Source organism: Fimbriimonadaceae bacterium (assembly GCA_023957775.1).
GTDB lineage: Bacteria > Armatimonadota > Fimbriimonadia > Fimbriimonadales > Fimbriimonadaceae > JAMLGR01.
The window spans coordinates 1-13,929 of the sequence record JAMLGR010000022.1; the positions used below are offsets into that span (position 1 = coordinate 1).

The window sequence follows — 13,929 nt, forward strand, 5'->3', positions numbered from 1 at the left end:
GCAAGGCGACGAGCAAGCTCGCGCACTCCCACAAGGCGCTCGCGTCTACCATCGAATGCTGACGATGTACGCTAGCCCCGCAACCCCGTACACTGGGCGTATGGCACGCCTCTGGACCCTGACGCTGATGGCCTTCCTCGCCGCCATGGCGGGCGCGCAACTGTCCAAGCCCGAAAGAACGGCTCTCGAGCACGTCCTCTACCTGGGGAACATGGGGTTGTCCGACCTGGATTTCGAGAAGCGCATCTTCAGCCCTCCCATGCGGCCGGAGCTTGTGGATCTTGCCCTGGATCACCCCCTGCAGGCGGCCGATGCTTTGATGGCACTTCACGCGGACTCCGGCAAGGGGGAGCTGTCCACGTTGCTGGACCTTGCCCGGCGCCGCATCTTGGGCGATGTGCCCGACGTGCGCCCGCTGACGATCCAGCCGACTCCCATGAACGATCCCGGGCTTCCCGCGTCGTTGCGAGCGCCGATCGAACGACTGGCGCTCAACGTCGCGCAGGCCAACGCGGACGTGCGCACGGCGTTGGAGAAACTGGACGCCGCCGAGCAGAGGTACCTGATCGAGAACCTGCCGGCATGGGCGACCGAGGAGCCGAGCGTCAAGTTCGACTTTTCACCGAATCCCCGACCCGACCAGGCCAAGATTCTGGAGTTGGTGGGGCGCATCGACCTTCCGCTGATGCGCCGCGCGGCCGTGATGCTCGCGAAGAGCGTCGAGGACGCCGCCCAGGCGCTGCGCGCCGTCGTGCGCGACGAGCCGCCTTTCACGGGCGTCGTCCGGTTCACGGCCTATGGGCTCAAAGTCGTGCTCGGCGGAGTGGACGCCACGGTCCACACGGATCGAGACGCGATGCTCACGATCGATCTGGGCGGCAACGATCGGTACACGGGGCGCCACGGCGCGGGCCCCGGATACGCGTCGGTGCTGCTCGATCTGTCGGGAGACGACGTGTACGACGTGCCGGATCTGAGCGTGGGGGCCGGGCTTCTCGGCATCGGGCTCGCCTACGATCTGGGAGGCAACGACGGGTACCGCGGCAAGTCTCTGGCGTTCGGCGCGGGCCTCGCCGGCGTCGGCGCGTTGGTGGACGAGGCGGGCAGCGACACGTACTCCGCCTCGACCCTGGCGCTTGGTTATGGGCAACTTGGCGAGGGCATCTGCCTCGATATCAAGGGCAACGACGTCTACTCGGTCGCGCTCGGCGGGGAAGGGGCGGCCCGAACCGCGGGAGTCGGGTGGCTCGTCGACCGTGCGGGAAGCGATATGTATAGGGCCGGTGGCCTTATTCTGAATGCTCCCCTGTTTGCAGACGTGTACTATTCGAACGCTCAGGGCTACGGCTCGGGATACCGTGAGGACACGGGCGGATTGGGAGGCGGCGTGGGTCTGCTGACCGATCACGGAGGCGACGACGCCTACCTCGGGGAGACCTATTGCCAAGCGGCAAGCTACTGGTTTGCCATTGGATCCCTGTACGATTCGGGTGGCCACGACACATACAGTGCGTACCACTATGCCCAGGCCAGCGCGATGCACGCGTGCGGGGCGTTCCTGTTCGACCTCGCCGGGGACGACGCGTACGCGGTGAAGGTCGGTGCGGCGCACGCGATCGGCCACGACTACGGCGTGGCGATGCTCCTCGACCGCGCGGGCAACGACGTGGTGGCGGGCCGGGACAGCCGACCCGGCACGGGCAACGCCAACGGCTTGGGTGTGTATCTGGACATGCAGGGCGACGACCGTTACTTCGGCCCGCCGGCGGCGGGCAACGGGGCTCGGGGTTCTGGCTCGTTGGGCGTGTTCGTCGACGCGACGGGATCGGACCGATACGCCGAGGGGTTGGAGGACGGGGCCGCGCGGGTCGGCGAGACGTGGGAGGTCGCGCTCGACGAGGAGGGCGTGGCCGTGTCGGGTGGCGGGCAGACTCCGGTGCCCACCCGCCCCTCGCCGACGCCGGGCTCTGCGCCTCTGGCGTCGCCCAACGAGCTGGAGGCCATCTACGAGAAGGCCACCCAGTGGGGCGTGGGTACGGCGCAGGAGGAGGTGGCCGACAATCTCGATCGCCTCGTCGCCATGGGGCAGCCCGCGCTGGAGTGGATGTTGCGGAACAAGCTGAAGGCCGCGACACGGCTGCACATCCGCGCGTTCGTCCACGTCGTCGGCGCGCTCGGCGGCACGGGTCGGTCGATGCTTGCCCCCTACGTCGCCGATGCGGACGACGACGTGGCCCGGGTGGCTCTGTCCGTCGCGATCGACGCGCACGCCACCGAAGCGGGGCAGTACCTGGGCCAGGCCTTGAATCGACCGGCGTTGGCCCGGTTGGCCGCTCGCGCCGCTGGAGCCTTGGGAGCGAAGGAAGCGTTGCCGGAACTGATGCCGCTCGCCGCCTCGAAGGATCGCTTTCTGGCGCTTGCGGCCGTCGTTTCCATGGCTCAGATCGGCGATGTCCAGGCGCTCGGGACGGGGCAGTTTCTCCTCACGTCTTCCGATCTGCCGATCCGGAAGGCCGCTGTGGGCCTCGTCGCCAAGTTCCCCCAGCAGGCGCTGACGATCGCAAAGACGCTGATCGAGGATCCCAACGAGAAGTCGGCGCGGACCGGTGTCGAGCTGCTCGCGGCCGTCGGTTCCCCCGAAGCGATGCAAGCCGCCGGCGCGGCGCTCTCGGATCCGCGACCCGGTGTGCGCGTCCAGGCGCTGCTCGCCGTGGACGGCCGCTGCCCCGGCGCTTTCCACCCCAAACTCGTCGAACTTCGATCCGATCCCAGCGAAGCCGTGCGCGCTGTCGCCAAAAGAATCAAAGGCTCCTGACCAGAGCCGATTCCCGATTCCCGATTCCCGGTTCCCCTCCCAAATGGTATCCTCAGCGCCGGCAAACGTTGACACGCACACTCATCCTGAGCGACGGGACGGTGATCGAGGGAAAGCCACTCGGCGCCGTCGGCCAGACGACCGGCGAAGTCGTCTTCAATACCGGCATGACGGGCTATCAGGAGATCCTGACGGACCCGAGCTACGCCGGGCAAATCGTCCTTTTCACCTATCCCTTGATCGGCAACTACGGCATCAACGCCGACGATTTCGAGTCCGACAGACTCCAGCCGGCCGGGATCATCGTGCGGGAGGCCTGCGAGACGCCGTCCAACTGGCGTTCCGCCAAATCGCTCCACCAGCTCCTCGACGAGCGGGGCGTGGTCGGCATCCAAGGGGTGGACACGCGCGCGATCACCAAGCGCATCCGCAGCGGCGGCGTCACCATGGGCGTGATCACGAGCGGGTCTCCGGACGAAGCCCTCGCCAAACTCCGCGCCGCCCGTCCGTACGACGAATCGGATTTCGTGTCGAGCGTCACCACGCGCATCCCTTACGCGTGGGGCTATGCCGGCCGCGAGTCGATCGAAGACCCGAGCACATCGTTCAAGCACCGGCTGGTGGTCCTCGATTGCGGCCTCAAATTCAACATTCTCCGCCGGTTCGCCGCGGCGGGATGTCGTTCGATCGTGCTGCCTGCGACGACCCCCGCCGATGAGGTTCTCGCATGGAATCCCGACGGCATCCTGCTCTCGCCGGGGCCGGGCGACCCCAGCCGCCTCGAGCCCGTCATCGAGACCGTGCGCCAGCTCTTGGGGAAGAAGCCGATCTTTGGAATCTGCCTGGGGAACCAGATGCTGTGCCACGCGATCGGAGGCAAGACGTTCAAGCTCAAATTCGGGCACCGAGGTTCCAACCACCCCGTGAAAGACCTGCGCACCGGAACGGTGACGATCACATCGCAAAACCACGGGTACGCCGTCGACCCGGACTCGCTCGAGGGAACGGGCGCCCAGGTCACGCAGCTTAACCTCAACGACGGGACCGTCGAAGGCATCGAGGTGCCCGAGCTGCGCGCGAGCAGCATCCAGTACCACCCCGAAGCGGCACCCGGACCCTGGGACAGCCGACCCTACTTCCACCACTTCGTGGAAGAGATGGCGCGCGGGTAGGGGCGGGAATCGGGAGCCGGGAATCGGGAATCGGGAATCGGTGGGAGACAGTAACATCGATCCATGGGCATCGAGTGGGCGTTGATTCTCCCCGCCTTGCTGGCCGCTGGCACCTTCCCGGGCACCGAACTGGTCTCCCCGAACGGCAACCTCAAGGTCCGCGTGAACTTGCCGGAACAAGCCACGTGGTCGCTCGCCGTCGGAGGGAAGGAACGCCTCGGGCCCTGCCGATTGAGCCTGACTGTCAAAGGCTTCGGCGACCTCTTCGCCGGTGCGCGCGTGTTGGATCAGCGGCGAAGGACGGTCGACGAGCGGATTCCCGTGCTCTTTGGGAAGGCCTCCGAAGCGCGCAATCACTTCGAAGAGCTTCGGCTCCAGTTGGCGGGCGCGGGCGGGATGCGGGTCGACGTCGTGTTTCGGTGCTTCGACGACGCCGTGGCGTTTCGCTACGAGATACCCGAGCAACGCGAGTGGTCCTCGGTGACCGTGGCCGATGAGCGCTCCACTTTTGGGGTCCTCGATCGGCCGACCGCGTACGTCCAGTACCTGGAGAACTTCACCACGTCCCACGAGCATCCGATCGCGGCCGTCGCGTCGGACGCGATTCAGGCGGACACGCTGCTCGACACCCCGCTGACCCTGCAGTGGAGCGACGGGACGTGCCTCTCCATCACCGAGGCGGCCCTGAGGCACTACGCGGGCATGTCGCTGATGCGCAGACCCGGGCGCGCCCCCTGCGAACTCGCGAGCGAGCTTTCGCCCCGTCCCGATGGCGACAAGGTCGTGCGCGCACTCCCGATGGCCTCGCCCTGGAGGGTGGCGCTCGCGGGCGCCTCCGCGCGGGCCCTGCTCGAATCCCAGACCCTCTACTGCCTGAACGACCCATCGGAGATTGGCGACACGTCTTGGATCCAGCCGGGAAAGATGACCTGGTCGTGGTGGAACGGCTACCTGTACGACGCGCACCCAACCCCGCCGATCCTCGGGCTGGAGATGCAGAAGAAGACGATCGACTTCTGCGCGGACAACGGCATCCTCTACCACGACGTGGTCGCCGACGAACGGGACCAGCCGTGGTACCGGCAAGTCCGCCCAGGGCTTTTCCCGGGACCCGGAACCGACGTGACGCAGGTGCGCGCCGATTTGGACCTGCCCGCCGTGCTGGCCTACGCGAAATCGCGGGGGGTTCGCCTGTGGACCTGGGTGCACCAGGGCGCCCTGAGGGGCCGGGTGGAGGAGGCCTTCGCCGCGTTCGAGAAAATGGGCTGGAGCGGGATGATGGTCGATTTCTTCGATCGGGACGACCAGGAGACCGTCGAGTACGCCGAATCGATCCTCAAAGCGGCCGCCAAGCACCACATCCTCATTCATTTCCACGGCATGTACAAGCCCACAGGCTGGCAGCGCACGTTCCCGAATCTGATGAACCACGAGGGTTCCCGCAACCTCGAATACATGAAGTGGGGCGACACGTGTCCGCCCGAGCACACGCTGCGGGTGGCGTTCACCCGACTGGTCGCGGGTCCGATGGACTACCACCTCGGAGGGTTCCGCTCGGTCCGCCGGGATCAGTTCCAACCGCACAACGTGGGGCCGAACGTCTTGGGAACGCGTTGCTTCAACCTCGCGCTCTATGTGTGCATCGACAACCCGACGCCGATGGTTGCGGACTACGCCGCGGCCTACCTGGGCCAGCCTGGCTTCGAGTTCGTGAAGGACGTGCCGACCACCTGGGATGAAACCCGCGTGCTGGCCGCGGATATCGGCGACGTGCTGGTCATGGCCCGCCGCAAGGGCCGCGCCTGGTACCTGGGAGCGATCGGCGCCAACGGCCCGCACGACCTCGATCTCGACCTGGGGTTTCTTGGTCCGGGCTCGTTCCACCTCGATTCGTGGCGAGACGGACCCGACACCCCCAACGACCCCAACACCCTCGTGCGCGAGTCCCGAACCGTGCAGGGAAGCGGGCGGCTGAAGGTGCATCTCGCACCCGACGGCGGCTTCGTGGCGAAGATTTCGCCGTAGGACGACCGACGACAAACGACCAACGACCAGCCGAAGCATGCGCGCCCGCGCCCGCATCTGTCACAATCTCTCCTTGGAATGAAGGTCCTCGTGATCGGCAGCGGCCCCATCGTCATCGGACAAGCCGCCGAGTTCGATTACGCAGGCACCCAGGCGTGTCGCGCGTTGCGGGAAGAGGGCCACGAAGTCGTCCTGATCAACAGCAACCCCGCGACGATCATGACGGACTGGGAAATCTCCGACGCGCTCTACATCGAGCCCCTGACCCCCGAGTTCTGCGAACGCGTGATCGAGCGCGAGCGTCCCGACGCCCTCCTTCCAACCTTGGGCGGCCAGACCGGCCTCAACCTCGCCACACAACTGTCGGACCGGGGAACGCTCGACAAGTTCAACGTCAAAGTCCTGGGCACGCCGCTCACCGCGATCAAGAAGGCGGAGGATCGAGAGCTGTTCCGCGCGCTGATGCGGGAGATCCGGGAGCCGGTGCCGGAGAGCTTCATCGTCGAGACGCCCGAGCAGCTCGAAGCGATCCTGCCGGTGATGGTCCCCGACGGCGACGGACGCGAGATCGAATTCCCCTACCCGCGCATCGTCCGCCCGGCGTTCACCTTGGGCGGCACGGGCGGCGGCATCGCCAACACTCCCGAGGAGCTTTGGGAGATCGGCTTGAAGGGCCTGCAGCTCTCGATGCGGAGCCAATTGATGGTGGAGCGCTCGCTCTTGGGGTGGAAAGAGGTCGAGTACGAGGTGATGCGCGACGGCGCGGGCAACGTGATCACCGTCTGCAACATGGAGAACCTCGACCCGATGGGCGTCCACACCGGCGACTCCATCGTCGTCGCTCCCAGCCAGACCCTGAGCGACATCGAGTACCACATGTTGCGCACCGCGAGCCTGAAGATCATCTCCGCGCTCGGCATCGAAGGCGGCTGCAACGTGCAGCTCGCGGTGAACCCCGACTCTTTCGACTACTACATCATCGAAGTGAACCCGCGCGTGTCGCGCTCCTCGGCCCTGGCGAGCAAGGCCACGGGCTATCCCATCGCCCGGGTCGCGGCGAAGATCGCCTCGGGCAAAACGCTCGACGAGATCGCCAACCAGGTCACGGGGACGACCCAGGCGTGCTTCGAGCCCGCGCTCGACTACTGCGTCGTGAAGATTCCGCGATGGCCTTTCGACAAGTTCACCACGGGCGATCGTTCGCTGTTCACCCAGATGAAGGCGACCGGCGAAGTGATGGCGATCGATCGCACGTTCGAGTCGGCCCTGCTGAAGGCGATCCGCGGCCTCGAAGTGCGTTCGAAGGACCTCCGGCACGTTCGGTTCCAGGGAGGGCCCGAGGCCGAGCCGATGACCGACGAAGCCCTGCGCGCGGCGATCCAGAAGCCCACGGACGAACGCCTGTGGGCGCTTGCGGAAGGGCTGCGGCGCGGATGGGGCATTGCCGAGGTCCATCGCCTGAGCCGGGTCGACAACTGGTTCCTCGAGAAGATCTGGAATCTGGTGGCGCTGGAGATGCGCATGGTCCGCGCCGGCACGACGCGCAGCGCGCGGGGCCGCCAGGGAATCGAGGTTTCGAACCTGGTCTACGACGCGTTTCTCCTGGGTTTCTCCTCGCCCACGATTCTCTCCCTGCTCGGGGCCGCGACCCAAGACGCGTTCGGCGAGTTTGTGAGGAAGGAGGTCGATCGCCTGAAGGTGCAACCGGTGTTCAAGATGGTCGACACGTGCGCGGGCGAGTTCGAGTCGAAGACCCCTTACTACTACGGCACCTTCGAGGAGGAAGACGATGTGGTTTGAAGGGTTTGTGGTTTGTGGTTTGTGGTTTGTGGGGGAGGATTCCCCTTGCCCTTCCGGGGGAGAGGGGGCAGGGGGTGAGGGGCTCCGATGAGCACCGTCCTGGTCCTGGGTTCCGGACCCATCCGCATCGGGCAGGGGATCGAGTTCGACTACTCGTGCGTGCACTGCGTGTGGGCGCTCGAGCGCATGGGGCACCGCGCGGTGATCGTGAACAACAACCCCGAGACGGTCTCCACGGACTTCGACACGGGGGATGGTCTCTACTTCGAGCCGGTCACGCTCGAGGACGTCCTCGACGTCGTCGCGCACGAGAAACCCGTGGGCGTCGTGGTGCAGTTCGGCGGGCAGACGGCGATCAACCTTGCCGAGGGGCTCACCGCGAACGGGGTCCAGGTCCTCGGGACGCCGACCGAGGCGATCTCCGCCGCGGAGGATCGGGACCAGTTCGAGCACCTTCTCACGCGGTTGGGGATTCCCAAGCCTCCGGGCCGGGCCGTGCGCTCGCTGGAAGAGGCCGTCGTGGTCGCTCAGGAGATCGGGTACCCCGTGCTCGTGCGTCCGAGCTTCGTGCTTGGCGGCCGCGCGATGGAGATCGTGTTCGACGAGGCGCACCTGCGCGGGTTCTACTGGGAGGCGGACGAGGCGAACCCGGGCCAGCCGGTGCTCGTGGACAAGTACGTGCTGGGCACCGAGGCCGAGGTGGACGTGATCTCCGACGGCGTCGCGACCCTGGTGCCCGGCATCATGGAGCACGTGGAGCGCGCCGGGGTCCACAGCGGCGACTCGATGGCGGTCTATCCCCCGGTGGGGCTCACGCCGGACGTGCAGGGGCAGATGGTGCGCAGCGCCTGCCGACTCGCCCGGGAACTCGGCGTGAAGGGGCTCATGAACATCCAGTTCGTGATCGCCGACGATGCCGACGGCAAGCCCACGGCGTACGTGCTCGAGGTGAACCCCCGAGGATCGCGCACCGTGCCGTACCTCAGCAAGGTGACGGGCATTCCGATGGTCGATCTTGCCACGCGCTGCATGATGGGTGCGACGCTCGAGGAGATGGGCTACGGCAGCGGCCTCTGGTGGCCCGGCACCGACACCGTTGCCGGTGTGCCGGGGGTTTCCATGGAGGCAGGCGGGGCCGCCGTTCCCCCGAAGGTCCCGGGCCGCGTCTATCCCGAAGCGCTCTTCGAAAAGGGCTCGCCCGAACTCCCCACGCCTCGGTTCTATGCCGTCAAGGCGCCGGTGTTTTCCTTCCAGAAGTTGGGTCGGGTTGAACCCAGCCTGGGACCGGAGATGAAGTCCACCGGCGAGGTCCTCGGCGTGGACTTCACGTACGAGTCGGCTCTCTACAAGGCGATGGTCGCGAGCGGCATCGTGTTCAAGGGAAGGGGTCGCGTGCTGCTCACGGTGCAGGACTCCGACAAGCAGGCCGCCGTGGAGATCGGGCGAAAGATGGCCGCGTCGGGGTTCCAGTTGAACGCGACCGGTGGAACGGCGCGCTGCCTGCGCGAGGCCGGGGTGGAGTGCGAGTCGCTGAACAAGATTTCCGAAGGATCGCCCAACCTGCTCGACACGATCCTGCGGGGTGAGGTCAGCCTGATGGTCAACACGCCCAGCCCCGACAAGGTGGCCGAGCTCGAGGCGGCGCGTATTCGACGCGCGTGCATCGAGACCGGCGTCGCGTGCGTGACGAACATCGACACCGCCGCGGCGCTGGCAAGCGCGCTCGGCGTCTTCGCCGAGCCGAAGCAAGCCTCGTGTCTCCGGCTCGACGAGTACCTCCAAAGCCGGGAATGAGGCGGCGTCCCGGGTGCCGCGCCCGCTGGACGGGCGTGCTCACGCTCAAAGCCGGGAATGAGGCGGCGTCCCGGGTGCCACGCCCGCTGGACGGGCGTGCTCGCTCCCGCTGAGTTTTCGTGGCACCCCCTCTGCTACGGAACTGGCGGTGGGGGTGGGACTTGCCTGCCCACTTCGCCAATGCCCAGGAACGGGAGCATGCCCTTCTTGAACTGCTCCACGCGCTTGGCGATCAGGGTCTTGAAGTCCGCCGGGAGGTTCTCGATGGCGATCGGGGTGGCCTTGGGATCGTGGGCGTCGTCCTGCAACAGCCGGTCCATGAACACGCTGGGGCCGAGGGCGAAGCTGAAGTCGAGCTTCTTGCGCTGCCCGACCCGCACTTTGTCCAACTGGGGCATCATCGAGGCCACGGCTCCGAAATTGGGATCCTGTCGGAACATCTCGAACAGTGCCAACTCGTCGACGCCGAGCGCGCCGCGCAGGAGCGCGGATTCCATCACGCCGCCGCCCGGTGTTTCCGGGGAGTTCGCGAGCACGACGATGGGGGCGTTGGTGAGCTGCATGGTCACGCGGCCCGCCGCCGGCAGTCCCGTCGGCATCACCTCGGTGGGCTCCTCGCGAAAATCTTGGGTCTGGCCGGGCATGAACGCCGCGACCATCTCCATGAAGTCGCCGCTGTCGGGCTTCTTCGGGCCGATTCGCAACTTGGCGTCGCTGCCAAACGCCATGGCCGCCACGAAGTTCCGTTGCTGAATCGAGAGATTGGGCAGGGGAATGGCTTCGCCGCGCGCCAAGAGATCCCGTTGGCCCGGTGTCAGCGTCGAGTAGAAGCGCAGCATGTCCCAATCTTGGGGACCCGCCATTCCGCTCCCCACGCTGTTCGGCGCGAAGAGCATGAGGTGCAGCATCGCGCCCGGCGTCTCCATCGGAGGTTCGGCGGCGAGCGCATACGATGCCAGGTCGTCGAGGGAGGGCACCCCTTTGGTCTCGCTGACACCGATCAACTTCGCGAGCGCGGCGCGGGGCACGCGGATCGTTCGGTTCTCAGCGGGCCTTGCCGGCCGCAGGACTAGCCAACCGTCCGCGATGCCACCTTGGGTCTCGTCGCCCTTCAAGAACTCTTCGAGCGCCCGGCCCACCGTCGGCTTGGAGTTGGCCACAAACAGCCGCGTGAACTCGCCGAGGCTGTCCGGCAGCGCCGCTACCAGTTGCAGGTCCTTCATCTCCGCGATGGCCAGCAGCGTTTCGGAGGGAACGAACGACAGGGGATCGTGCTCGTCCGGCCGCAGCAGCAGCGCCCGCAGTTCGGGACTCATCTTCATGCTGAACGTCCCGCCTCCCATGCCCAATTGGCCGAAGAGACCCGCCAGCTCCTTCGTGGTCTTGCTGAACTCGATCGGTCGGGGATCGGGATCCGGCTTCTCCTTCTCCTTCTCCTCGCTCCCCTGAGCGCCGGGAATGGCCATGGCCATCTGCTCGAACATCGCTGTGTTCGTCATCAGCGAATCGGAACCGGAGAGGATGACCTTGCCTTGGGCGTTGAACAGCCGCAGCTCCACGGTGAGGGTGTCGAACAACGACTGCCGCGAGCCCACGAGCAGGGCTTTGACGGGTGCATCCGTGACGGGTTTCTGGCGCGATCCCATCATCTTCTCCGCGAACTCCATGGCCTTGCGCTGCTCATCGGTCATCGCCTCCTGGCCCATCGACTCGCGGATCTGGGACGCTTCCGCGTTGTGGGCGGCGACGTACTCTCCGAGAATCGCGGAGGTGTTGCGTCCGAGCGGCAGTTGCATGCGGGTGGGCGCGGTCGAGTAGACGACGCGCTCGCCCCGCTGAAGGGTCGCGAGCCGACTGACGTCGATGCCGGCCAGGAGTTGGGTGATCGCCTTGGCCGCGGAGTCGCCCGAACTGAAGAAGGGCATCGAAAAACCCTGCTCCTCCTCGGCATCCCCCTTGTCCTTCTTTTGGAGCGCTTTGACACGCTCCGCGATCTGCTTGCGAAGGTTTGCGATCCGCTGCTCCCGCTCCGTCCGCTCTTCGATGCTCCGGGCGGCGTTCGCGGTCACGAGCCGGAACCCGTCACCCTCCGCCTTCCAATCGCAAGAGGTCACCTCGGCGATGCGCTTGAGCACGTCGTTGAGCACCGCGTCCTTGACCCGGATCACCACGATCTCATCCGCCGCCGCACCCGCCACCACGAGGGGAACGCCGGTCTGCGCCGAGAGAAGAGGCAACAGGACGCGCGTCGGCGCCGCGACGTGGCTGAACGTCACTTTCTGGGCGACGTCCTGGGCACCGACAAGCGAGGCGGCCAAAAAGACCGCAACGAGCACGAAAGACTTCATTCCAACCAATATTACGCGGATTGGATCGAGAGGATGCGCTCATGTGCCGAACAAGTTCGGCGGGGGCAAGGCGACGAGCAAGCTCGCGCACTCCCAGAACGAAGGACGAAGGACGAAGGACGAAGGACCAACAACCAATAGGGGTGCCACGCCCGCTTGACGGGCGTGCGGCGTGGCGTGTCGAATCCGCGGCGGACTCGCGGCAAGCCGCTCGGGGCAAGGCGACGAGCAAGCTCGCGCACTCCCAGAACGAAGGACGAAGGACGAAGGACCAACAACCAGACTCAACGTCTCGCGCGCCAGGCCCCTAGTGCGAGGAACGTTGCGGCCCCGGCACAGTCCAGCACCACATCCCATCCGCTGCCCGTACGGCCCGTGGCGGTGAGTTGCCGCACCTCGTCCACCAGGGCGGAAGCGAGCGCGACCAGGATTCCCGCTCCCAGCGCAGCCGCGACCGTCGCGCCCCCGACGCGCGCGGCGCGCCACGCGAGCCAAGCGACCGTCCCGTAGAAGGTGAAGTGCAGCGACTTGCGCAGCCAGAACACCGCGTTTTCCGCCGTGGCGCGGTCCCATCCCAGCACGCGCATCACCTCGTCGATCCACGAACCGTTGCCGCCGCGCTCTCCGCTGAAGAAAGCGACCAGACATCCCACGGCGCACACGACCAAGGCCCAGGCCAGCGGAGATCCGCCCTTCCGGAGCACGTGGAACGCCACCAGGAGGAGTCCGACTCCGAGACACATCCACAAGACGCCCAATCCCAGATGCAGGACCTTGGCGGTCGTGTCCGAGACCCGCGACATGTCGTTCGAGTAGATGAAGGCGAGGAAGAGAGCGCACAGGTGGGCCGCCAAGAGCGGAAGGCGCGCGGGCGATTCCCGGATCTTGGGCGCCAGACCCAGTGCGACCGCCACGACCACCGCGTAGGCCGGGAGAATCCAGATCTGGGTGCTCACGCCGGACAGGCCGAGTTGCACGACCAGCACCGCTCCGAACGAGCCGAGCGTCGCCGCGAATAGGATGAGGGGGCGGAGCCAGCGTCGCACGAAGCATTATGGTCCGCCGTCCCGCGTCGCGACCAAGTAACATGCGCGCATCCCAAAACACCATGCGTATCCTGATCACCAATGACGACGGCCTGCGCGCGCCAGGCATTCTCGCCCTCGCGGAAGCCGCGCGGCGGCACGGCGAAATCAAGCTGGTCGCCCCCGACTACGAGCGGAGCGCCTGCGGGCACGCGATGACGCTCCGCGATCCCCTCCGCGTCCGGCCATCCACCGTCGAGGGGTTCGAGGCCTACGAGGTCAATGGTCTGCCAGTGGATTGCGTCAACGTCGGTCTGACCGTCGCATGGCCTGACGGGTGCGACCTGGTGCTCAGCGGCATCAACAACGGCCCCAACCTCGGCTTCGACGTCACCTACTCCGGCACGGTCGCCGGAGCGATGGAGGGGACGATCAACGGCATCCGCTCCCTCGCGATCAGCATGGCGGTCTTCGTCAGCGACGCGCCCTGCCATTACGAGACGGGCCGACGCTGGGTCGCGGAGAACTGGGACCTCCTCGTGGGCGCGCCCGCCAAGGAGCTGACGTTCCTCAACGTGAACATCCCCGCCGTCGACTTCCCCGAGCTGCGGGGGCACAAGGTCGTGGGCATGGGACAGCGCGTGTACCAGGACCGGGTGGAAGTGCGCGAGGACCCGTGGGGCCGCCCCTACTACTGGCAGGGAGGCGTCGTCGTGATGGACCGCGACCAGCCGGGCACCGACGTCAACGCGGTGAGCGACGGCTTCGTCTCGATCACCCCCGTCACGCTCGATTGGACCGACCACGCGCACGTCGAGACGCTGCGGCGCCACTTCTGAAGGGGTGGGCGCGGGTTTCGCGCAGAGGGGTAGAGGCGCACGGAGTGAAGGCACTGGTTGCCCGAAGGGTGCCGCGCATAACGTGGGAGTGCGCGCGCTTGCGCGCCGCCC

Annotated in this window: 6 protein-coding genes and 1 pseudogene; 5 read left to right on the forward strand and 2 right to left on the reverse strand. The window is 66.7% G+C overall.

Features of this window, described 5'->3' with window-relative positions; translation table 11 throughout:
* The first annotated feature begins 100 nt into the window (after positions 1-100).
* The 4 genes and pseudogenes from M9921_15290 to carB all read left to right on the forward strand — a co-directional run bounded on the left by M9921_15290 (position 101) and on the right by carB (position 9,606).
* Positions 101-2,815 carry a hypothetical protein gene (locus M9921_15290; protein ID MCO5298212.1) on the forward strand — a complete coding sequence of 905 codons (2,715 nt, stop codon included), beginning with the start codon at positions 101-103 and terminating at the stop codon, positions 2,813-2,815.
* Between the two features lie 68 nt (positions 2,816-2,883).
* Positions 2,884-3,987 (forward strand): glutamine-hydrolyzing carbamoyl-phosphate synthase small subunit, encoded by a 1,104-nt coding sequence (carA, locus tag M9921_15295; GenBank protein ID MCO5298213.1) that lies wholly within the window; start codon positions 2,884-2,886, stop codon positions 3,985-3,987.
* Between the two features lie 63 nt (positions 3,988-4,050).
* Positions 4,051-6,012 (forward strand): glycoside hydrolase family 97 protein, encoded by a 1,962-nt coding sequence (locus M9921_15300; protein MCO5298214.1) that lies wholly within the window; start codon positions 4,051-4,053, stop codon positions 6,010-6,012.
* Between the two features lie 78 nt (positions 6,013-6,090).
* A pseudogene (gene carB / locus M9921_15305) lies at positions 6,091-9,606 on the forward strand (carbamoyl-phosphate synthase large subunit).
* Between the two features lie 134 nt (positions 9,607-9,740).
* Here carB and M9921_15310 read toward each other — a convergent pair.
* Together M9921_15310 and M9921_15315 are read right to left on the reverse strand one after the other, a co-directional pair.
* Positions 9,741-11,954: a hypothetical protein gene (locus M9921_15310; GenBank protein MCO5298215.1), complete on the reverse strand. Its 2,214-nt coding sequence runs from the start codon at positions 11,952-11,954 to the stop codon at positions 9,741-9,743.
* Positions 11,955-12,238: 284 nt separating this feature from the next.
* Positions 12,239-13,000: a VanZ family protein gene (locus M9921_15315; GenBank protein MCO5298216.1), complete on the reverse strand. Its 762-nt coding sequence runs from the start codon at positions 12,998-13,000 to the stop codon at positions 12,239-12,241.
* A 62-nt stretch (positions 13,001-13,062) separates the two neighbouring features.
* Between M9921_15315 and surE the strand changes: the two genes are divergently transcribed.
* A complete protein-coding gene (surE, locus tag M9921_15320) occupies positions 13,063-13,818 on the forward strand; it encodes a 5'/3'-nucleotidase SurE (GenBank protein ID MCO5298217.1) in 756 nt (251 codons plus the stop codon).
* Positions 13,819-13,929 lie beyond the last annotated feature (111 nt).

Excerpts from the sequence above, each read along its gene's own strand:
- surE (MCO5298217.1), top strand. The coding sequence starts at position 13,063 with ATGCGTATCCTGATCACCAATGACGACGGCCTGCGCGCGCCAGGCATT.
- M9921_15300 (MCO5298214.1), top strand. The coding sequence starts at position 4,051 with ATGGGCATCGAGTGGGCGTTGATTCTCCCCGCCTTGCTGGCCGCTGGC.
- M9921_15290 (MCO5298212.1), top strand. The coding sequence starts at position 101 with ATGGCACGCCTCTGGACCCTGACGCTGATGGCCTTCCTCGCCGCCATG.
- M9921_15310 (MCO5298215.1), bottom strand. The coding sequence starts at position 11,954 with ATGAAGTCTTTCGTGCTCGTTGCGGTCTTTTTGGCCGCCTCGCTTGTC.